This window comes from Roseicella sp. DB1501, assembly GCF_013112485.1.
GTDB lineage: Bacteria > Pseudomonadota > Alphaproteobacteria > Acetobacterales > Acetobacteraceae > Paracraurococcus.
Map to the genome: position 1 here is coordinate 138,252 of NZ_JABFHG010000007.1, position 18,750 is coordinate 157,001.

Consider the following 18,750-nt stretch of genomic DNA (forward strand, 5'->3'; position numbering starts at 1 on the left):
ATGAGCGCTGCGACGATGGAGGCCCCTGGCGCGGGTGCGATGAAGACCCTCGCCACGCGCTCGGATGCGGCGGGGCTGCGGCACCTGGCGATCCATGTGGCGCTGCTGCTGGCGACAGGCGCGCTGGTGGCGCTGGCGCCGGGCTGGTGGGCGGTGCCGGCGATGCTGCTGCTTGGCCTGGTGCAGGCGGCGCTCTTCGCGCCCTTCCACGAGACCTCGCACTACACCGCCTTCGCCAGCCGCCGCCTGAACGCCGTGGTCGGCTGGCTGTCCGGCCTGCCGGCGCTGTACAATTGGCATTTCTACCAGCTCTACCACACCGCGCATCACCGCTTCACCCAGGACCCCGAGCGCGACCCGGAGCTGTCCACGCCGCCGCCGGAGACGCGCGGCGGCTACCTGCTGCGCGTGCTTTCCCTGCCCTATTGGCGCTTCCGCCTCGCCGTGCTGCGGGACGGGCTGCGCGGCGACCTTTCGGCCTATCCCTATATCGGCGCGGCGGCGGCGCCGCGGGTGATCCGCAGCATCCGCGCCGAGGTGGCGGTGCTGGCCGGCGGCGCGCTCCTCGCCGGCCTCGTCTTCGGCTGGCAGGCGCCGCTGCTCTTCTGGGTGGGGCCGCAGCTCCTCGCCCAGCCCTTCCTGCGGCTCTACCTGCTGGCCGAGCACACCGGCTGCAGCACCGACCGCAACGGGCTGACCAACACGCGGACCGTGCTCACCACCCCGGTGCTGCGGCTGCTGATGTGGAACATGCCCTACCACGCCGAGCACCACCTCTATCCCTTCATCCCCTTCCATCGCCTGGCCGAGGCGCATGCGGTGCTGAAGGCGCAGCTCGCGCATCTGCAGCCCGGCTATGCCCGCTTCCATGCCGATCTGGTGCGGAGCCTGCGGCCGTGAGCTGGGCGCAGGAGGAGGGCGTCTTCCGCCTTGGCGACCTGCCCCTGCACTGCGGCGGCACGCTGCCGGAGGCGCGGATCGTCTGGAAGACGCATGGCAGGCTCTCGCCGGCGCGCGACAACGTCGTGCTCTACCCGACCAGCTACGGTGCGCAGCACCCGGACCTCGAATGGCTGATCGGGCCGGAGGGCATCCTCGACCCGACGCGCTGGTTCATCGTCATCCCCAACATGTTCACGGGCGGCCTCTCCTCCTCGCCCTCGAACACGCCCGACTGGCCGGGGCTGGTCACGGCCTGGGACAATGTCGCGGCGCAGCGCCGGCTGCTGCGCGAGACCTGGGGCATCGAGCGCCTGCACGCCGTCTATGGCTGGTCGATGGGGGCGCAGCAGGCCTATCACTGGGCCGCCGCGCATCCGGCCGAGGTGGCGCGCATCGTGGTCAATTGCGGCAGCGCCCGCACCGCGGTGCACAACCGCGTCTTCCTCGCCGGGCTGATGGCGACGCTGGAGGCCGCGCCAGAATTTGACGGCGCGGTGCGGTTCCGCGCACAGCCGCGAAAGGCGCTGCGGGCCTTCGGGCGGATCTATGCAGGCTGGGCGCTGAGCCAGGATTTCTATCGCGCCGGGCTGCATCTCTCGGCCCTCGGCGCACCGGATTTGGACACCTTCCTGGTGCGGGACTGGGAGCAGCGCTTCGCCCGCCGCGACGCCGCCGACCTGCTGGCGCAGCTCCGCACCTGGGAGGCCGGCGACATCGCCGACCATCCGCGCTACGGCGGCGAGCTGGCGCGGGCGCTGGCCGCGATCGAGGCCCGGGTGCTGCTGATGCCGGGCGAGACCGACCTCTACTTCCGGGTCGCCGACAATGCGGCCGAGCTGCCGCATCTCCGGCATGGCAGGCTGCTGCCGATCCCGAGCATCTGGGGCCATCGCGCCGGCAACCCGCAGCCGAACCCGCCGGATGCCGATTTCATCCGCAACGCGGTGCGCGCGCTGCTGGAGAGCTGAGCGCTGCGAGCCGGCTGCCCGGCGCGACGCGTTGGGGATCACTCCAGGTCCCGCGCCGCCGCCGCCAGCGCCGCCATGACCTCAGCCGGGTCCTCGGCGAGGTTGGCGAGCGCCAGGCTCAGCTTGGCGAGGAAAAGCGGGCGGCGTTCTTCCGGCAGGGCGTCCAGCGTCTCCGCCAGCCGGTCATAGACCTCCTCCAGGCCGGCGGCGCTCAGGCGTTTCGGCAGCATGGCGGGTCTCTCCGGCGGGGCGTCAGGCGGCATGAAGGTCGAGCCCCGCCGCGCGCCGCAGCGCGGCGGCGAGCGCGGCCGCATCCGGCCGTCGCCAGCGGGCGCAGACATGCATGTCGGGCCGGATGAGATAGGCACTGCCCGGCGCGGCGGCATAGCGCGCGGCGGCGCGGCCCTCGGGATCGGGTAGCGGCGTGCCGGCCCCGCCGGATGCCTCCCCCGCCCCGATCAGCAGCACCCGCACCGGGACCGGCAGGCCTGGGACGGCGGCGAGCAGGGCGGCGAGGCCGGCATCCGGCCCCTCGGGCCCGATGAAGGCGAGCAGGGTGAAATCGGTGCCGAGGTGGTCGTAGAGATGGCCCGCGCCCAGCCGTGCATCCACCGCCGCCGCCCCTGGTGCCGGCCCTGTCGTCGGCCCCTTGGCGAAGTCCCCGACATCCGGCGTGGTCAGCGGCGAGGCGGCGTAGTCGTGCGGCCGCGCGGTGCGCCAGTGCAGCAGCTCCTTGCAGAACCCCTCGCTGAGCGTGAAGGAGAGCACGGCGTCGCGCAGCAGCCGGAAGCCCTCGCTCGGCGGCGTCATGAAGCGGGTGCTGCGTCCCGCCTCCTCGCAGATCTCGCGCGCCGCGGCGACGCGTTCGGCGGAATAGCTGCGGAGCAGCGCCGCCGGCGCCTGGCCGAGGGCGACGCGGGCCAGCCGCCAAGCCAGCGCATCGGCATCCTGGATGCCGGTATTGGCGCCGCGCACGCCGAAGATCGGCAGCAGATGCGCCGCGTCGCCGGCGAAGCAGACCCGGCCGTGCAGGTAATCGGCCAGCGTCAGCGTGCTCGCCGAATAGACCGCGGCCCAGTCGATCTTCCAGGGCACCGGGCGGCCGATCATGCCGAGGATCGCCTCGATCCGCCCGGCGAGCCGCGCCGGGTCCAGCGCCGTCTCCGCCGTCTCGCCCTCGGGCAGGCGGAAGTCGAGACGCCAGATCCCCTCCGGCTCGCGGTGGACCAGCACGTTGTTGCCGGGATTCCAATCCGGGTCGAAGAAGCAGAGCCGCTCGGTCGGCAGGCCGAGATCGGCGCGGATGTCGGCGATGACGAAGCTGCCGGCATAGGCCCGCCCCTCCATGCGCAGGCCGAGCATCCGGCGCAGTGCCGAGCGGCCGCCATCGGCCGCCACCACCCAGCCGGCGCGCAGGTCGTACTCGCCCTCCGGCGTGTCGACCCGCAGCACCGCCCCCGCCGCATCCTGGGCGAGGCCGACGACCCGGCTGCCCCAGCGCAGCTCGACCCGCGGCTCCCGCGCGATGGCCGCGACGAGATACTCCTCGATATACTGCTGCTGGATGTTCAGCCCCGGGAGGAAGCGCTCATCGGCATCGTGCGGCATCTCCATCCGGTAGACCTCCCGGCCGCGATAGAAGGAGCGGCCGCTCGACCAGGGCAGGCCCTTGGCGAGGAAGGGGCCGGCGAGCCCGGCCGCCTGCAGGATCTGCTGGCTGCGGCGGGTCAGCACGATGGCGCGGCTGCCGAGCGAGACCTGCCGCTCGGATTCCAGCAGCACGCAGCGGCAGCCCTGCCGGGCGAGGAGCAGCGCGGTCAACAACCCGACCGGCCCGCCGCCGACCACAGCGACCGGCACCGCCTCGCCGCCGCCGTCGAGCTCCGGCGGGCGGCGGAAGGGATGGACCTGGTAGCGGTACCAGATCGAGGGGCGGGGCTGGCTCTCCGGCTGGTGCATGGGCGCGTCCTCCTCGCGGCGCGGGATGCATAGGCCGGCGGGAGGGGCGGCGTCTGTCCCTTCGGCGGGGGACAGCGCCACCGGGGAGGCGCCGGCCAGGGCGCCCGCGATGCTGCGGCCGGCGCCGCTGGCCGAGGAGCTGGCGCGGGTGGTGGCGGCGCTCGGCCGGCCCGGCTTCCTCGGCGCCTTCACCGGGGCCTGCGACGCGCTCTTCGCCGCCGACCAGGTCACCGCCTTCGCCGTGGCGCCCGAGGGCGTGCGCTGCCTCGTCGCGCATCGCCCGCGCGGCCAGCGCCTGGTCGAGGCGCTGTGCCGCGACTACGCCGCCGCCTGGCACCGGCGGGACCCGCTGCTGCGGGCGGCGGGGTCCGCGACGCCGTCCCCAGGGCTGTCCATGCAGGCCGTGGCGGCGGCGGCGATCCCGGATGCCGACTACCGTGCCCGGCTCTTCGCCACGGTCGGCCTGGGCGGCAAGATCGCCGTGGTGCTGCAGGGGCCGGCCGGGGCGCCGCGGCGGGTGCTGACCTGGAACCTCTATTTCCGCAGCCGCGCCGGCAATGCCATGGCGCGGGCGGCGGCGCGGCTCGCCGAGGCGGGGCCGGTGCTGGCCGCGGCGCTCGAGCGGCACGACGCGCTGACCGGGGCCGGCGAGGGGCAACTCGGCGGCAGGCTGCGGGAGCTCTGCCCCGGCCTCTCGCCGCGCGAGCTCGAGGTGGCGGTGCGCATCGCCGCCGGGCAGGGCGTGGCGGAGATCGCCGCCGCGCTCGGCCTCGGCCCGCAGACGGTGATCACCTTCCGCCGCCGCGCCTATGCCAAGCTCGGCGTGGCCAGCCGCGCCGGGCTCTTCGCGCGCTGCCTCGGCCTGATGCCGGGCTGAGACACGCCGCCGCTTGGTCCACCTTCAGGGCGCCGCGCCATGCCTGTGGCCGGCATGCGGATCGGCGCCGCCATGCTGCATGCCCTCCATGCCATGCACCATGCCGGGTGGCACCGCGACCGCCGTGGCATCCCCGGGATAGGCGGCGATGATGCGGCGCATCAGCGCGATCTCCTGGGTCTGGTCGGTGACGATGTCGGTGTTCATCAGGCCGAGGAAGCCGTTGCGCGCCTGCGGATCAGCGAGATAGCCGCGCGCCATCTCGACCGCTGCCTGGTGGTGGACGATCATCGCCTTGGCGAACTGCACGTCCCGCGTCGTGACCGGGCCGACCGCCGCGGTCAGCGGTCCCGGCATGGGCGAGCGGAGGAAGCGTTGCATCTGCGCCATCCCCTCGGTCGCGACAGGCTGCAGCTGGAGCTGTACCAGGCCGAGATCGAGTTGCAGCGGCGGCCGGTCGAGGTTGCGCGCGACCTCGTCGAGCAGGCCGATCTCGAATTCCTGGTTGCGGATGATGCCGCACGCCAGGGCCCGCAGCATCGGGCTGCCGGCGCCGGCATCGGCGAGGTAGTCACGGCTCATCGACAGCGCCCCGGCATGGTGCGGCCGCATGCCGGCGACATAGGCCTGGTCGGCCTGGCGCGCAGCCGGATCGACCGGCGCGTACCAGGTGCTCGGCACCGGCGCGGCGGCGGGGTCGTAGCCATCCTCGATGGCGGCCCGGGCAGATGGGGCCAGGATAGGCGCGGCGGCGAGCAGCAGCGCGGCTAGGGCAGCGCGGCTGGGATGCGGCAGGCGGGTCATGCGTCTGATCCTCTTGGGACGGGCGGCATGCGGGGCAGGCGCGTGCGGGCCCGTCCTCCGTCGTAGCGGCAGCGGAAGCGGGGCTAGGGCTGGTTTGGGATCAGCCGAGACGCGGCGGCTTCCGCGCGGGCGGCACGGCGCGGCCGGGTGGGACCAGCGGCGGGGTGGCGGGCCGTGCCGCGGCGGCCAGGAGTGGTCCGGGCAGGGCGAGCAGCGGCGGCGCGCCTTGCAGCCCGGCGCAGCCCGCGGCGGCGCAGCAGCCGGCCGGCGGTCCGCCATCCTCGTGATGGCAGGGCGGCGCGGCATGATGCGTCGTCTGGGCCGGGATGGCATGCGCCGCGGCATGGCCCGGACAGGGCGCGGCCATCGGCTCGTCAGGGGATGGGAGCGCCTCGGTCTGGACAGGGGTCGCGGCGGGGGTCACGGCGGGGGCTGCGGCGGCCATCCCGTGTCGCGCCGCCCCGGCGGGCAGGATCAGCAGGACGAGGGCGAGCAGGGCCGTGACGACCCGCCGCATCCCGCCTCCCCATCCCCTGCCCCGCATGACCCGCTCCTCCGGCACGCAGCGCTCCCGCGTCTGCAGCGGCAGGATGCGGCTTCCCATCATGGGAAGGTCAAGACCGCTCGCTGCCACCGGGCGCCTTGCACGTTACAGTCGGACCCCGTCGCAGGATTCTCGCCTTGCTCTACCATCTCTTCGAGGCTCAGGAGGCCTGGCTGGCCCGGTTGCGGCCCGCCGCCCGCCAGGCCGCGGGACTGCTGCGCGGCTCACCCAGCCGGCCGCCGCTGCGGCATGCCGCGGCGCTGCTCGAGCTCGCCCAGAACCTCGGCACCACCCATCGCAAGCCCGAATTCGGCCTCGATCGCCTCGCCATCGACGGCGCTGAGCTGGTGGTGCGGGAGGAGACGGTGCGGACCGCGCCCTTCGGCCGGCTGCTCCGCTTCGTGAAGGAGGGCGTCGCACCGGGTCCGAAGCTGCTGGTCGTCGCGCCGCTGTCCGGACATTTCGCCACGCGGCTGCGCGATACCGTGGCGGCCTTGGTGCCGGCGCATGACGTGCACGTGACGGACTGGACGGATGCCCGCTGCGTGCCGCTCGCCGAGGGACCCTTCGGGCTGGACGCGCTGGTGGCGCAGCTCCTCGCCTGGCTCGAGGCGCTGGGGCCGGGGACGCATCTGCTCGCCGTCTCGCAGCCGGCCGTGGCGGCGCTGGCGGTGACCGCGCTGATGGCCGAGGCCGGGCATCCGTCCCGGCCGCGCAGCCTGACGCTGATCGGCGGCCCCATCGACCCGCGCATCGACCCGACGCCGGAGGCGGCGCTGGCGCGGGCGCTGCCGATCACCTGGTTCGAGGCGGCCGAGGTCGCCCGCGTGCCGGCGCCCCATCCCGGATGCGGCCGGCTGGTGCGGCCCGGGGCGCAGCAGATGGCCGCCTCGGTGCTGGCCGACCTGCCGCTGCACCTGCTGGCGCAGCTCGCCCAGTGGCAGAACCTCGCCCTCGGGCAGACGGCGGCGGCGGCGGCGCACCGGCAGCGCTACGACGAGCTGCGGGCGGTGATGGACGTGCCGGCCGAGCTCTATCTCGACACCATCCGCCGCATCTTCCAGACGGCGGAGCTGGCCGAGGGGCGGATGCGCTGGGGCGGCGGGCCGGTGCGGCCGGCGGCGATCCGCGACACCGCCCTGCTGGTGATCGAGGGCGAGCGGGATGCGAGCTGCCCGCCCGGCCAGGGCAGCGCCGCCCTCGCCCTCTGCAGCGGCCTGCCGGCGGGGCTGCGGCAGCACCACCTGCAGCCCGGCGCCGGGCATGACACGCTGTTCGAGGGCCCGGCCTGGCGGGCCGAGATCTGCCCCCTGGTCGCCGCACTGATCCGCTGCCGCGGCTGAGCGCGCCCGCTTCCGGCGGCTGCGGCCGGGGGTGTCACCGGCCTGTGACGGCCGCCAGGGGCAAGGCAGGGCTGCAACCGGTGCAAGGGCCATCGGGCTGCCACGACCGACGGACGCGCTATCCTCTGCGCCGGCGCCATCCAACCTCCCGCCATCCCTCTCCCAGGTGCTCGCCCGCTGGCATGGCGGCATCCCGCACCGGCGGTTGCATCCGCCAGCGGATCGACCCATCTCCGCAGCGAGGGGCGCCAGGGGCCGGCGGATCGGCTGGCCCGAAAGACGCCCGAGACGAGCCGAGGATCAGCATCGTGAACATCCACCGTCCCCAGCGCGCCGACATCGCCCCGGTCGAGACCTCGCCGGAGCGGCGCCCGAGCCGGGCGGAGGCGGAGGCGGCGGTGCGCACCCTGCTGCGCTGGGCCGGCGACAACCCGGGGCGCGAGGGGCTGCGCGACACGCCGGCGCGGGTGGCCCGGGCCTATGGGGAGTTCTTCGCCGGCTACGGGCTCGATCCGGTGGAGGTGCTCGCCCGCTCCTTCGAGGAGACCGAGGGCTATGACGAGATGGTCGTGCTGCGCGACATCCGCGTCGAGAGCCATTGCGAGCACCACCTCGTGCCGATCATCGGCCGGGCGCACATCGCCTATCTTCCGGCCGGCCGCGTGGTCGGCATCAGCAAGCTCGCCCGCGTGCTGGAGATCTATGCCAAGCGGCTGCAGATCCAGGAGAAGCTCACCGCCCAGGTGGCGAATTGCATCGACGAGGTCCTGCGGCCGCGCGGCGTCGCCGTGGTGATCGAGGCCTCGCACCAGTGCATGGCGACGCGCGGCGTCCACCAGCCGGGCGTCTCCATGGTGACCAGCCGCATGCTCGGCGCCTTCCGCGACGATGCCGCAACGCGGCGCGAATTCCTGGCGATCATCACCGCGCGCCGTGCCGAGGCGGTGGGGTGACGCCCTGGCCGGCGCGGCCCGCCCTGCATCCTCCCCCTTCGTCCGGGGCCGTGATCAATCGGACGCCTCGGCCTCCACCTCGACCAGGAAGCGTGGATCCGCCAGCCCAGCGACGATGAGCAGCGTGCTGGCCGAGCGGTGCTCGCCCATCCAGGCGCCGCGCTTCGTCCGCCAAGGGACGATCAGCGCCGGATCGGTGAGGAACACCGTCATCTTCACGAGATTGGCCGGCGTCATGCCATGCGCGTCCAGGATGGCGCCGAGATTGGCCAGCGCCTGGTCGATCTGTGCCTCGCCGCCCTCGGCGATGCGGCCATCCGGCGCGGTGCCAACCTGGCCGGAGATGACGAGGCGGCGGGTCGCGTCGCGCACCAGCACGGCATGGGAATAGCTGCCCGGCTTGTGCACCGTCGGCGGGTTGGACATCTCGAGCGGCACCGACTTTTCCTCCCTGTGGCCTGTTGCTTCCGGATGCCGAGGATAGGCGGGATCGCGGCGGGATGCGATGCATCCCGCCGAACGGCATCTCGCCGGGATGCGGCAGGGTGGGCGCCGGCACGGCCCACCCCCACGGCCTCAGCCCGACTTGCCACCCGCGCGGCGCTTGTCCTCCGCCCCTGCGGCGCCCTGCAAGGCCTTGATCGCGGCGGGATTGATCTCGCTCTCGCCCAGCTCGGTGAGGAGCGTATCGGTCTTCTTCTCCTCCTGCAGCGTCTCCGCCAGGAGATCGGCCAGCTCCGTCTGCCCGGCGGCCTTCGCCAGCGCGGTCAGGGTGCCGTAGGAGGCGATCTCGTAATGCTCGACCTTCTGGATCGCGGCGGTCAGGAGCATGTCGTAGAGGGGGCCCTTCTCCTCATCCTCCAGCTCGTGCTGCGCCTCCTCGACAATGCCGCGCATCGCCTCGCAGAGCTTCCGACCAGGCCTGCCGCCGAGCATCTCGAGCGCCTTCTCGAGGCGCTCGACCTGGCCTTCGGTCTCCTCGGCATGCGCCTGCAACGCGTCCTTCAGCGAGGGGCTGCTCACCTTCTTCGCCAGGCGGGACATCGCGCGCAGCCCCTGGCGCTCCGCGCTGTAGGCGTCACGTAGTTGCTCGACCATCAGCTTGTTCAAATTGTCCATGGACGGGGATGCCCTTCTTGCGGCGTGGGATGGATGACGAGCGGGCCGGACGGGATCGCGCCGCCGGGGGAGCGAGCACTGAAGCGGCCGGTGCGATCGACGGGATCGACCATGACTGCGTCTCCGAATGCGTCCGTGGGCGGGCCGTGCAGCCGCATCCCAGCAACGCGACTGACCACGGCAGCGACGAAGACGGCGAGACGTCACAAGTCAGATAGCAGCGATGCGGAATAAAAATCGAACCATATGTAGAATTTCTACATGCAACCATTGTCCCGGCAAGAACTCGCGCCGGATTGCACCCCCCACTTTGTTGAAACAATTCCTGGCACATCGACACGCAGGGCGGTGCTGACGCGCCTGTTCCCTGGCTGACCTTGCTCGCCGCGCCATCCTGCGTGGAACCGGCAAGCCGGTGCGCTGTTCCTTGCGCCGCACCATGCTGCCCCATCATGCTGCCCGAAGGGGGAGGGGCAGCGCTCAACCAGCCCCGGCGAGGCTGGCCCTTCGCTTCAGCCCGGAGCGGCCGGGCTCGGCACGGCCGGGGCCACCGCACCGCCCGGCCCCGCGCATGACGGATGCGCAAGACAGGATACCGGTATTGAACTCCTTTCTCTCCCTCAGGCCAGGCGCGACCGGCCGCACCGCCCTCATCGGCGCCGCCCTTCTCAGCGCGCTGGCCGTCGTGAACCATGCCGCCGCGCGCCGGGCGGAACGCCGGCACCCGCCCCGGGGCCGCTTCATCGAGGTGGACGGGGTGCGGCTGCACTACACCGATCGCGGCGCCGGCAGGCCCGTCGTCCTGCTGCACGGCAATGCCGTGACGGGCGATGACTACGACACCAGCGGCTTGGCCGGGCGACTGCTCGAGAGCCATCGGGTCATCATCTTCGACCGTCCCGGCTTCGGCCACAGCCAGCGTCCGCACGGTCGCCTGTGGACGGCGATGGAGCAGGCCGAGTTGCTGCATCGCGCCTTGCGGCAGCTTGGGGTGGAGCGGCCGGTCGTGGTCGGCCATTCCTGGGGTGCCATCGTCGCGCTCTCGCTGGCGGCGCGGCATCCGGCCGATATGGCGGGCCTCGTCCTGCTGTCGGGCTATTATTTCTGGACCCTGCGGCCGGACGTGCTGCTGGTCCTGCCGGGGGCGATTCCCATCCTCGGGGACGTCCTGCGCCACACCGTCTCGCCCTGGCTGGGTCGCCTCCTGATGCCGCTGCTGAAGCGCGCCATGTTCTCGCCGCGGCCGATCCCGGCGCGGTTCCGGGCGGAATACTCGGATGCGATGGCGCTGCGCCCCTCGCAGATCCGGGCGACCTCGGTCGATGGCGCGTTGATGATCCCGGGCGCGCTGATGAACCGCGAGTCCTACGATGAGCTCTCCATGCCCGTGGTCATCATGGCCGGGGATGGCGACAAGGTGGTCTTCCCGCGCAGCGCCAGGCGGCTGCAGGCCCGCATCCCGGGCAGCCACCTGCAGATCGTCGAAGGGGTGGGGCACATGATCCACCATGCCGTGCCCGGACGGGTGGCGGAGATGGTCGAACGCGTCCTCGGCGCCTCCGGCGGCTCCGCTGGCGAGCGGCCCCGGCCGGTCCTGGAGACGATGGGCCGGGCCGCCTGATGCCGTGGCGGCCCTGCCTCAGCGCGTCGCCGCGGTCAGCCCGCCATCCACCACCAGCTCGGTGCCGGTGATGTACTTGGCCTCGTCCGAGGCGAGGAAGAGCGCGGCATGCGCCACGTCCCAGCCCTCGCCCATATGGCCGATCGGCACCTGCCCGTTGCGCCGGGCGATGAAGCCCTCAAGGTCGCCGCCGGCGAACTCCTCCGCCAGCTTCGTCACCAGCGGCGTGTGCATCAGCCCGGGCAGCACGCAGTTCAGCCGGATGCCGCGCGGCGCATAGGTGATGGCGGTGGTCTTGCTGAAATGGATCAGCCCGGCCTTGGCGGCGCAATAGGCCGCCTGCGGCTTGCCGGTGTAGCGGATGCCGGCTGTGGAGGCGATGCTGACCACCGCGCCCTTCCCCTGCCGCTCCATCACCGGCAGCACCGCGCGGCAGCAGAGAAAGGCGCTGCGCAGGTTCACCGCCATCTGCCGGTCCCAGAGCCCGACCTCCATCTCGCCGGCGGTGGCGGGCTCGGACTTGCCGACATTGTTGACCAGGATGTCGATGCGGCCGAAGCGCTCGAGGCAGGCGGCGACCAGCGCCTCCACCTCGCGCTCCTCGGTGACGTCGCCGCGGGCGATGACGCAGGCGCCGCCCTCGCCCTCGATGATTGCCTGGGTCTCGCGCGCCGCCGCCTCGTTGCGGTCGACGCCGAAGATCCGCGCGCCCTGTCGGGCGAAGAGCACGGCGATGGACTTGCCGTTGCCCCATCCCGGCCCGACCGAGCCGCAGCCGGTCAGGAACACCACCTTGTCGGTCAGGCTGAGCATGCATCCTCCCTCGTGCCGGATTGCCGGTGGCCAGACTGCGCCAGCGGGAGCGATGGCGCGAGACCGTGTCCGCCGGGCCCGGCAACAGCGCCGGCCCTGCCACGTTGTCCCCGGCACCTCTCGCACCGTCCACTGAAAGGCCCTCGATGCCGCAGGCTGCCTGCCCTGTGCCGCTCCGCTACGACCCTGGCTTCGAACGCCCCGAGCCCGGGGAGGCGGACACCACCGAGGGGCTGGTCGAGACGATGCGCGGCATCGCCGAGACGACCTTCGCCGATGGCGGCGCGCCGTTGCGCAGCGTGCATGCGAAGAGCCACGGGCTGCTGCAGGGCGAGATGACCGTGGCGGAAGGGCTGCCCGCCATCCTGGCGCAGGGGCTCTTCGCGAAGCCCGGCACCTATCGCGTGGTGCTGCGCTTCTCGACCAATCCCGGCGACATCCTGGACGACAGCGTCTCCGTCCCGCGCGGCCTCGCCGTGAAGGTGGTGGGGGTGGCGGGGGAGCGGCTGCCCGGCTCGGAAGGCGAGGCGACGCAGGATTTCGTCCTGGTCAACAGCCCCGCCTTCGCCGCGGCCAGTGCGAAGCAGTTCCTCGGCAATGCCAGGCTGCTGGCCAGGACCACCGACCGGGCGCCGGGCGCGAAGAAGGTGCTCTCCGCGGTGCTGCGCGGCACCGAGGCGGCGCTGGAGGCGGTGGGCGGGAAGAGCGCCATGCTCACCCAGCTCGGCGGCCATCCCAACACGCATATCCTCGGCGAGACCTTCCACAGCCAGACGCCCTATCTCCACGGTCCCTATATGGCGAAGTTCTCAATCGCCCCCGTCTCGCCGGCCCTGCGGGCGCTGACCGGCAAGCCGATCGAGGTCGCCGGCCGGCCCAATGCGCTGCGCGAGGAGGTGGCCGCCTATTTCGCCGTGAAGGAAGCCTGCTGGGAGCTGCGCGTGCAGCTCTGCACCGACTGCGAGACCATGCCGATCGAGGACCCGTCGGTGCCCTGGCCGGAGAAGGCCAACCCGCATTTGCCGGTCGCGCGCATCACCGTGCCGCCGCAACCCTCCTGGGACGAGGCGCGATCCCGCGCCGTCGATCTCGGCATGGCCTTCAGCCCCTGGCACGGGCTGGCGGCGCACCGGCCGCTCGGCGCCGTCAACCGCGCCCGCAAGCCGGCCTACGAGATGTCCGCCGGCTTCCGCGCCGCCCATGGCGGCTGCCCGATGCAGGAGCCGCGGAACGCCGCCGAGGTGCCGATCTGACCCCCTTTTCCTCTCCGGCCGCCACCTGCCGGGACAACAGGGTTCCGAGATGACAGACAAGGCAAGGATCGCCGCTTATTCGGGGCCGGCAGGCGGCTGGGGTTCGCTGCGCTCGGTCGAGGAGCGGCTTCTCGAGGAGCACCGCCTGGCCAGCGGCAATGCGGTGCTGCTGCGGCAGAACAAGCCGGAGGGCTATTCCTGCGTCTCCTGTTCCTGGGCGAAGCCGGCCAAGCCGCGCGCCTTCGAATACTGCGAGAACGGCGCCAAGGCCACGGCCTGGGAGATCACCCGCAAGCGGGTGCCGCGCGACTTCTTCGCGCAGCACAGCATCGCCGAGCTGCGCCGCTGGTCGGACCATGACCTGGAAGCGGCGGGCCGGCTGCTGCATCCGATGCGGCTCGACCATGCTGCCGGCCATTGGGTGCCGGTGGCCTGGGAGGATGCCTTCCGCGAGATCGGCCGCGAGCTGCGCGCCCTCGACCCGCGCAGCACCGTCTTCTACGCCTCCGGCCGGGCCTCGCTGGAGACCTCCTACATGTGGGGCCTCTTCGCCCGGCTCTACGGGCACAACAACCTGCCCGACAGCTCCAACATGTGCCACGAGAGCACCTCGGTCGGGCTGCCGGAATCGATTGGCGCGCCGGTCGGCACCGTCACCCTCGAGGATTTCGCCGCGACGGACTGCATCCTCGCCTTCGGCCAGAATGTCGGCAGCAACAGCCCGCGCATGCTGCACCCGCTGCAGGAAGCGGTGCGGCGCGGCGTGCCGATCCTCACCTTCAACCCGCTGCGGGAGCGGGGCTGGGAACGCTTTACCAACCCGCAATCGCCCCGCGAGATGCTGACCGGGGCGGAGACGCGCATCTCCGCGCGCTACCACCAGCTGCGGGCGGGCGGCGATTCTGCGGCCATCCTCGGCCTCTGCAAGGCGCTGCTGGAGGGCGATGCAAAGGCCCGCGCGGCCGGCAAGCCGGCCTGGATCGACCATGCTTTCATCGCCGAGCATACCGAGGGCTTCGACGCCTTCGCCGCCGCGGCGATGGGTACGCCCTGGGAGGTGTTGGAGGCGCATTCCGGCCTCGCCCGCACGGCGCTGGCCGGGACGGCAGCCATCTATGCCCGCTCCCGCGCCGCGATCGGCCTCTACGGCATGGGGCTGACGCAGCACCGCAAGGGCGTCGAGAACGTGCGGATGCTGGTGAACCTGCTGCTGATGCGTGGCAATATCGGCAAGCCGGGCGCCGGCGTGCTGCCGGTGCGAGGCCATTCCAACGTGCAGGGCCAGCGCACGGTCGGCATCACCGAGAAGCCGAAGCTGGTGCCGCTCGACACCCTGGCGAAGCAATACGGCTTCACGCCGCCGCAGGAGACCGGCATGAACACCGTCGAGGCCTGCGAGGGCATCATCGACGGCCGCGTCCGCGCCTTCCTCGGCCTCGGCGGCAATTTCCTGCGCGCGGTGCCGGAGACCGCGGCGATGGAGGCGGCCTGGCCGCGGCTGCGGCTGACGGTGCAGGTGGCGACCAAGCTCAATCGCGGGCACCTCTTCAACGGCGAGGTCGCCTTCCTGCTGCCCTGCCTCGGCCGGATCGAGCGCGACGAGCAGGCGAGCGGACCGCAATTCGTCACCTGCGAGGACACGATGACGAAGATCCATCCGAGCCATGGCCAGGTGCCGCCGGCCGGATCGCGCCTGCGCTCGGAGCCGGCGATCGTCGCCGGCATCGCCCAGGCGACGCTGCCGCCCAACCCGCGCCTGCCCTGGGCGGAATGGGTCGGCGATTACAGCCGCGTGCGGGACGCCATCGCTGCGACCTATCCCGAGGCCTTCCACGACTTCAACGCCCGCATCACCCGCGAGCGCGGCTTCCACCGCCCCCTGCCGGCGCGGCAGCGGGTCTGGAAGACGAAGAGCGGCAAGGCGAGCTTCCTCACCCCGTCGACGCTGGAGGAGGACCCCGACACGGCGACGACGGCGCCGGAGGTGCTGCAGCTCGTCACGCTGCGCTCCAACGACCAGTTCAACACCACGATCTACGGCCATGGCGACCGCTTCCGCGGCGTGCATGGCACGCGCATGGTGCTGTTCGTCAACCGCGCGGATGCGGCGCGCCTCGGCCTCGCCGAGGGCGCGACGGTGGCGTTGGAGACGGCGGTGGAGGATGGCATCTGTCGCCGGGTCGAGGGCTTCCGCGTCACCGCCTATGACATCCCGCCGGGCTGCTGCGCCGCCTACTACCCCGAATGCAACCCACTGATCCCGCTCTGGCACCATGCCGAGGGGAGCAAGGTGCCGGCCGCGAAATCGGTGCCGGTGCGCATCCGGCCCATGTCGACCTGATGTTGGGCGCACGAACGTCCGGCTTGCGGCCCGCAGGGCCGAGTGCCCGAATGGGCGCCGCCGCAAGTGCGGCGAAGCCAAGCCGCTGGAAGCGGCGCCCGGCGTTTGAGGGACACGAAGGTGAAACCTTCGGGGGCGCGGCATAAGCCAACCTCAGGCGGCGGCGTCCTCCAGGATCATCGCCGCCGCCTTCTCGCCGATCATGATCGAGGGCGCGTTGGTGTTGCCGGCGACCACCGCCGGCATGATGGAGGCATCGGCCACCCGCAGCCCGCCCACGCCGTGCACGCGCAGCCGCGGATCGACGACGCTGTTGCTGCCGGTGCCCATGGCGCAGCTGCCGGCCGGGTGGTGGTTGGTCACGCCGGACTCCCGGACATAGCGTTCGAGATCGGCCTCGGTGACATAGCCGGGGCCGGGGAAGATCTCCTCCGCCACATAGGGCGCGAGGGCGGGCTGCTGCACCAGGCGGCGGGCGAGCTGAGCGCCGGCCACCATCGCCCGCATGTCGTAGTCGGAGCCGAGGAAGCCGAAGGTGATCGCCGGCGCGGCCAGTGGATCGGGGCTGGCCAGCCGCACCGTGCCGCGGCCATCGGGCGAGAGATGCACCGGGCCGAGGGTGAAGCCCGGAAAGGGATGCGCCACCACGCGGGTGCCGGAGCGCTCCAGCGTGCTCCATTCCAGCAGGTTGATCTGCAGGTCCGGCCGCTCCAGCCGCGGATCGGTGCGGGTGAAGAGGCCGGCGCGGATGCCGTTCACCGCCATCGGCCCGCCGCGGCCGAGGCCGTAGCGCATCGCCGCGGCGATCTTGCGCGGCCAGCTCCGCTCCAGGTCGTTGAAGGTGATGGGCCGGGTGCAGCGCCACTGCATGTAGAGCGCGAAATGGTCGTGCAGGTTGGCGCCGACCGCCGGCATGTCGCGCGCCACCGCGACGCCCAAGGCCTGCAGGTGGTCCGCCGGGCCGAGGCCCGAGAGCTGCAGGAGCTGCGGCGAGCCATAGGCGCCGCCGGAGACGATCACCTCCCGCCGCGCCCGCGCCGTGCGGCGCCCGGCCGGCGACTGGTACTCGATGCCGCAGGCCCGGCCCTGCTCCAGCAGCACCCGCGTCGCCTGGCACATTGTGCGGATGATGAGGTTCGGGCGGCCGCGGGCGGGGCGCAGATAGGCGCGGGCGGTGCTGAAGCGGCGCCGGCCCCCGGTGGTGCACTGGTAGTAGCCGGCGCCTTCCTGCCGGGCGCCGTTGAAATCCGGGTTGCGCGGGATGCCGGCCTGCTCGGCGGCGGCGATCATCGCCTCGGCGAGCTCGGACCGCTCGGCCTGGTTGGAGACGGTGAGCGGGCCGCCGGTGCCGTGGAACTCGCAGGTGCCGCGCTCCTGGTTTTCCGCCTTGCGGAAATAGGGCAGCACCGAATCCCAGTCCCAGCCGGTGCAGCCGCGCTGCCGCCAGCCGTCGTAGTCGCGCGGATGGCCGCGCATGTAGACCATGCCGTTGATCGAGCTGGTGCCGCCTAGCGTCTTGCCGCGCGGGACGTACATGCGCCGGCCGCCGAGCCGCTCATGCGGCGCGCTCTCGAATTTCCAGTTCACCTTCGGGTTCACATAGGTACGGGCGAAGCCGAGGGGGATGTGGATCCAGGGGTTGCGGTCCGGCGGCCCGGCCTCGAGCAGCAGCACGCGGTGCCGGCCATCCTCGGAGAGCCGGGCGGCGACCACGGCGCCCGCCGAGCCCGCCCCGGTGACGATGAAGTCGAATTCCTCCGCCGCGTCGGCCATGCGCTTCCCACCCTTGTTCGTTGTCTTGGCGGGAAGCCTATCAGCGGTGGCCGCGGCAGCGGAAGCCGGCCGGCCTTGATCCTGCATCTCAATCCTTCACCGGGTAGTCCGCCAGCTCCGGCCGCATCGCCTCGATGACGAAATCGACGAAAGCCTCGGGCAGGTCGAGCCAGAATTCGCGGTCGGAATAGGCGCCGATCTCGGCCGCCAGCCCCCGCCCCCGGGCCCATTCGGCGAGGCGTTCCAGCGCCGCCCGTGGCGCCTCGTCGAGGAAGGAGACCTGCGAGCGCAGCTTGTCGGCATCCCGGCCCGGCGTCTCGCTACGGCTGAACTGCAGGTCGACATTGGCGCCGGGCTGGCGCAGCCAGACGGCGCGGGCGGTGCGGCGCAGCTCGACGAAGCCGAGCTCGCCGCGCAGCATCTCCACCACCGTGTCGAAATGCCGGGCATCGAGCCGGTTGGCGGCGTGGTTCAGGCGCATCAGTAGCCGACCGAGCGGTTCACCAGCTGCAGCAGCGGCCGGTCGTCCAGGAAGCGCCCGAGATTGTCGACGAAGAGCCGGGCCACCGCCCGGTCGCGCTCCGGATGCAGCCCGCCCATATGCGGCACCACCAGGATGCCCGGCGTGGTCCAGAAGGGGTGGCTCTCCGGCAGCGGCTCCTCGCGGAAGACGTCGAGCACCGCGCCGGCGATGCGCTTCTCCGTCACCGCCGCGATCAGGTCGGCGTCGCGGATGGCGCTGCCGCGGCCGAAATTCAGCAGCCAGGCGCCGGGCTTCATGCGGGCGAGGCGCTCGGCCTGGATGAAATCCTCGGTCTCCGGCGTCGCCGGCAGGAGCAGCAGCAGGAAATCCGCCCGCTCCACCACCTGGTCGGCCTGCGCCGGCGGCAGCACCTCGATGCCGGGCAGCGGCGCCGGGTTGCGGCGGGTGCCGATGACCTGCATGCGGAAGGCGGCGGCGAGGCGCGCCACCTCCTGCCCGATGGCGCCGAGGCCGAGGATGCCGAGTACCTTGCCGCTCAGCGGCATCGCCACCTGCCGGGTCCAGCGGCGCTGCTTCTGCGCCTCGGCGATGGCGGCATAAGGCTTGGCGATGTGCAGGATGGCGCCGAGGATGTTCTCCGGCATGGACTCGCCATGGGTGCCGCGGGCGCAGGTGAGCGCCAGGCCGGGCGGCAGGTCGGGCAGCGCCAGCCAGCCCTCGACGCCGGCGGTGAGCGATTGCGCCCAGCGCAGCTTCGGCATCCGCGGCAGCAGGCCGGGCGGCATGCCCCAGGCGAGCAGCGCCTCCGTCGCCGCGAGCTGCGCCTCGCTCGGCCGTTCCTTGCGCGGCAGGCTCTCGACGTCGAGGCGCGGGCCGAGGCCGGCAGCGGCGATGGCCTCGAGATAGGGGCCGGGATTGTCGTGCCAGATCAGCAGGCGGGTGGGGTTCGGCATCGG

At 72.5% G+C, this 18,750-nt stretch carries 18 protein-coding genes; 8 read left to right on the forward strand and 10 right to left on the reverse strand.

Annotation, left to right across the window (positions count from 1 at the left end; translation table 11 throughout):
* Together HJG45_RS15355 and HJG45_RS15360 are read left to right on the forward strand one after the other, a co-directional pair.
* The gene (locus HJG45_RS15355; RefSeq protein WP_171612982.1) at positions 1 to 900 is read left to right on the forward strand and encodes a fatty acid desaturase; all 900 of its coding nucleotides are present in this window, start codon (positions 1 to 3) and stop codon (positions 898 to 900) included.
* Positions 897 to 1,910, forward strand: coding sequence for an alpha/beta fold hydrolase (locus HJG45_RS15360; protein WP_171612983.1), 1,014 nt, complete (start codon positions 897 to 899; stop codon positions 1,908 to 1,910). Before HJG45_RS15355 ends, HJG45_RS15360 begins: the two co-directional genes overlap by 4 nt.
* A 38-nt stretch (positions 1,911 to 1,948) precedes the next feature.
* Here HJG45_RS15360 and HJG45_RS15365 read toward each other — a convergent pair whose 3' ends face one another.
* Positions 1,949 to 2,140 (reverse strand): hypothetical protein, encoded by a 192-nt coding sequence (locus HJG45_RS15365; protein WP_171612984.1) that lies wholly within the window; start codon positions 2,138 to 2,140, stop codon positions 1,949 to 1,951.
* A 22-nt stretch (positions 2,141 to 2,162) separates the two neighbouring features.
* The gene (locus HJG45_RS15370) at positions 2,163 to 3,869 is read right to left on the reverse strand and encodes an FAD-dependent monooxygenase (protein ID WP_171612985.1); all 1,707 of its coding nucleotides are present in this window, start codon (positions 3,867 to 3,869) and stop codon (positions 2,163 to 2,165) included.
* Between the two features lie 109 nt (positions 3,870 to 3,978).
* Between HJG45_RS15370 and HJG45_RS15375 the strand changes: the two genes are divergently transcribed.
* Complete coding sequence (locus HJG45_RS15375) at positions 3,979 to 4,746, forward strand: helix-turn-helix transcriptional regulator (protein ID WP_171612986.1); 768 nt, start codon at positions 3,979 to 3,981, stop codon at positions 4,744 to 4,746.
* 24 nt (positions 4,747 to 4,770) lie between these two features.
* Here the strand turns inward: HJG45_RS15375 and HJG45_RS15380 are convergent, their stop codons facing one another.
* Together HJG45_RS15380 and HJG45_RS15385 are read right to left on the reverse strand one after the other, a co-directional pair.
* Complete coding sequence (locus HJG45_RS15380; protein ID WP_171612987.1) at positions 4,771 to 5,550, reverse strand: DUF305 domain-containing protein; 780 nt, start codon at positions 5,548 to 5,550, stop codon at positions 4,771 to 4,773.
* A 100-nt stretch (positions 5,551 to 5,650) separates the two neighbouring features.
* Positions 5,651 to 6,157, reverse strand: coding sequence for a hypothetical protein (locus HJG45_RS15385; protein ID WP_171612988.1), 507 nt, complete (start codon positions 6,155 to 6,157; stop codon positions 5,651 to 5,653).
* A gap of 74 nt (positions 6,158 to 6,231) precedes the next feature.
* On the opposite strand from HJG45_RS15385, the gene phaZ reads away from it, so the two are divergent.
* Positions 6,232 to 7,437, forward strand: coding sequence for a polyhydroxyalkanoate depolymerase (phaZ, locus tag HJG45_RS15390; RefSeq protein ID WP_171612989.1), 1,206 nt, complete (start codon positions 6,232 to 6,234; stop codon positions 7,435 to 7,437).
* Positions 7,438 to 7,745: 308 nt separating this feature from the next.
* A complete protein-coding gene (folE, locus tag HJG45_RS15395; protein ID WP_368040602.1) occupies positions 7,746 to 8,390 on the forward strand; it encodes a GTP cyclohydrolase I FolE in 645 nt (214 codons plus the stop codon).
* Between the two features lie 54 nt (positions 8,391 to 8,444).
* Here folE and HJG45_RS15400 read toward each other — a convergent pair whose 3' ends face one another.
* Entirely contained in the window at positions 8,445 to 8,828 is a 384-nt protein-coding gene (locus HJG45_RS15400) for a RidA family protein (RefSeq protein WP_217362932.1), read from the reverse strand.
* A gap of 138 nt (positions 8,829 to 8,966) precedes the next feature.
* Positions 8,967 to 9,509, reverse strand: coding sequence for a ferritin-like domain-containing protein (locus tag HJG45_RS15405; protein ID WP_171612991.1), 543 nt, complete (start codon positions 9,507 to 9,509; stop codon positions 8,967 to 8,969).
* 601 nt (positions 9,510 to 10,110) lie between these two features.
* On the opposite strand from HJG45_RS15405, the gene HJG45_RS15410 reads away from it, so the two are divergent.
* Positions 10,111 to 11,130, forward strand: a complete 1,020-nt coding sequence (locus HJG45_RS15410; protein WP_217362933.1) for an alpha/beta fold hydrolase — start codon at positions 10,111 to 10,113, stop codon at positions 11,128 to 11,130.
* 18 nt (positions 11,131 to 11,148) lie between these two features.
* Here HJG45_RS15410 and HJG45_RS15415 read toward each other — a convergent pair whose 3' ends face one another.
* Positions 11,149 to 11,943, reverse strand: coding sequence for an SDR family NAD(P)-dependent oxidoreductase (locus tag HJG45_RS15415; protein WP_171612993.1), 795 nt, complete (start codon positions 11,941 to 11,943; stop codon positions 11,149 to 11,151).
* A 146-nt stretch (positions 11,944 to 12,089) separates the two neighbouring features.
* Between HJG45_RS15415 and HJG45_RS15420 the strand changes: the two genes are divergently transcribed.
* Positions 12,090 to 13,196 (forward strand): catalase family protein, encoded by a 1,107-nt coding sequence (locus tag HJG45_RS15420; protein WP_171612994.1) that lies wholly within the window; start codon positions 12,090 to 12,092, stop codon positions 13,194 to 13,196.
* Positions 13,197 to 13,245: 49 nt separating this feature from the next.
* Positions 13,246 to 15,537, forward strand: coding sequence for an FdhF/YdeP family oxidoreductase (locus tag HJG45_RS15425; protein WP_171612995.1), 2,292 nt, complete (start codon positions 13,246 to 13,248; stop codon positions 15,535 to 15,537).
* A gap of 153 nt (positions 15,538 to 15,690) precedes the next feature.
* Here the strand turns inward: HJG45_RS15425 and HJG45_RS15430 are convergent, their stop codons facing one another.
* The 3 genes from HJG45_RS15430 to HJG45_RS15440 all read right to left on the reverse strand — a co-directional run bounded on the left by HJG45_RS15430 (position 15,691) and on the right by HJG45_RS15440 (position 18,747).
* Positions 15,691 to 17,310: a GMC family oxidoreductase gene (locus HJG45_RS15430; RefSeq protein ID WP_171612996.1), complete on the reverse strand. Its 1,620-nt coding sequence runs from the start codon at positions 17,308 to 17,310 to the stop codon at positions 15,691 to 15,693.
* A gap of 88 nt (positions 17,311 to 17,398) precedes the next feature.
* Positions 17,399 to 17,791, reverse strand: a complete 393-nt coding sequence (locus HJG45_RS15435; RefSeq protein WP_171612997.1) for a hypothetical protein — start codon at positions 17,789 to 17,791, stop codon at positions 17,399 to 17,401.
* Entirely contained in the window at positions 17,791 to 18,747 is a 957-nt protein-coding gene (locus HJG45_RS15440) for a D-2-hydroxyacid dehydrogenase (protein ID WP_171612998.1), read from the reverse strand. The genes HJG45_RS15435 and HJG45_RS15440 overlap by 1 nt, the downstream gene beginning before the upstream one ends.
* Positions 18,748 to 18,750 lie beyond the last annotated feature (3 nt).

Excerpts from the sequence above, each read along its gene's own strand:
- HJG45_RS15355 (WP_171612982.1), top strand. The coding sequence starts at position 1 with ATGAGCGCTGCGACGATGGAGGCCCCTGGCGCGGGTGCGATGAAGACC.
- HJG45_RS15365 (WP_171612984.1), bottom strand. The coding sequence starts at position 2,140 with ATGCTGCCGAAACGCCTGAGCGCCGCCGGCCTGGAGGAGGTCTATGAC.
- HJG45_RS15370 (WP_171612985.1), bottom strand. The coding sequence starts at position 3,869 with ATGCACCAGCCGGAGAGCCAGCCCCGCCCCTCGATCTGGTACCGCTAC.
- HJG45_RS15375 (WP_171612986.1), top strand. The coding sequence starts at position 3,979 with ATGCTGCGGCCGGCGCCGCTGGCCGAGGAGCTGGCGCGGGTGGTGGCG.
- HJG45_RS15380 (WP_171612987.1), bottom strand. The coding sequence starts at position 5,550 with ATGACCCGCCTGCCGCATCCCAGCCGCGCTGCCCTAGCCGCGCTGCTG.
- HJG45_RS15385 (WP_171612988.1), bottom strand. The coding sequence starts at position 6,157 with ATGATGGGAAGCCGCATCCTGCCGCTGCAGACGCGGGAGCGCTGCGTG.
- HJG45_RS15405 (WP_171612991.1), bottom strand. The coding sequence starts at position 9,509 with ATGGACAATTTGAACAAGCTGATGGTCGAGCAACTACGTGACGCCTAC.
- HJG45_RS15415 (WP_171612993.1), bottom strand. The coding sequence starts at position 11,943 with ATGCTCAGCCTGACCGACAAGGTGGTGTTCCTGACCGGCTGCGGCTCG.
- HJG45_RS15420 (WP_171612994.1), top strand. The coding sequence starts at position 12,090 with ATGCCGCAGGCTGCCTGCCCTGTGCCGCTCCGCTACGACCCTGGCTTC.
- HJG45_RS15425 (WP_171612995.1), top strand. The coding sequence starts at position 13,246 with ATGACAGACAAGGCAAGGATCGCCGCTTATTCGGGGCCGGCAGGCGGC.
- HJG45_RS15430 (WP_171612996.1), bottom strand. The coding sequence starts at position 17,310 with ATGGCCGACGCGGCGGAGGAATTCGACTTCATCGTCACCGGGGCGGGC.
- HJG45_RS15435 (WP_171612997.1), bottom strand. The coding sequence starts at position 17,791 with ATGCGCCTGAACCACGCCGCCAACCGGCTCGATGCCCGGCATTTCGAC.
- HJG45_RS15440 (WP_171612998.1), bottom strand. The coding sequence starts at position 18,747 with ATGCCGAACCCCACCCGCCTGCTGATCTGGCACGACAATCCCGGCCCC.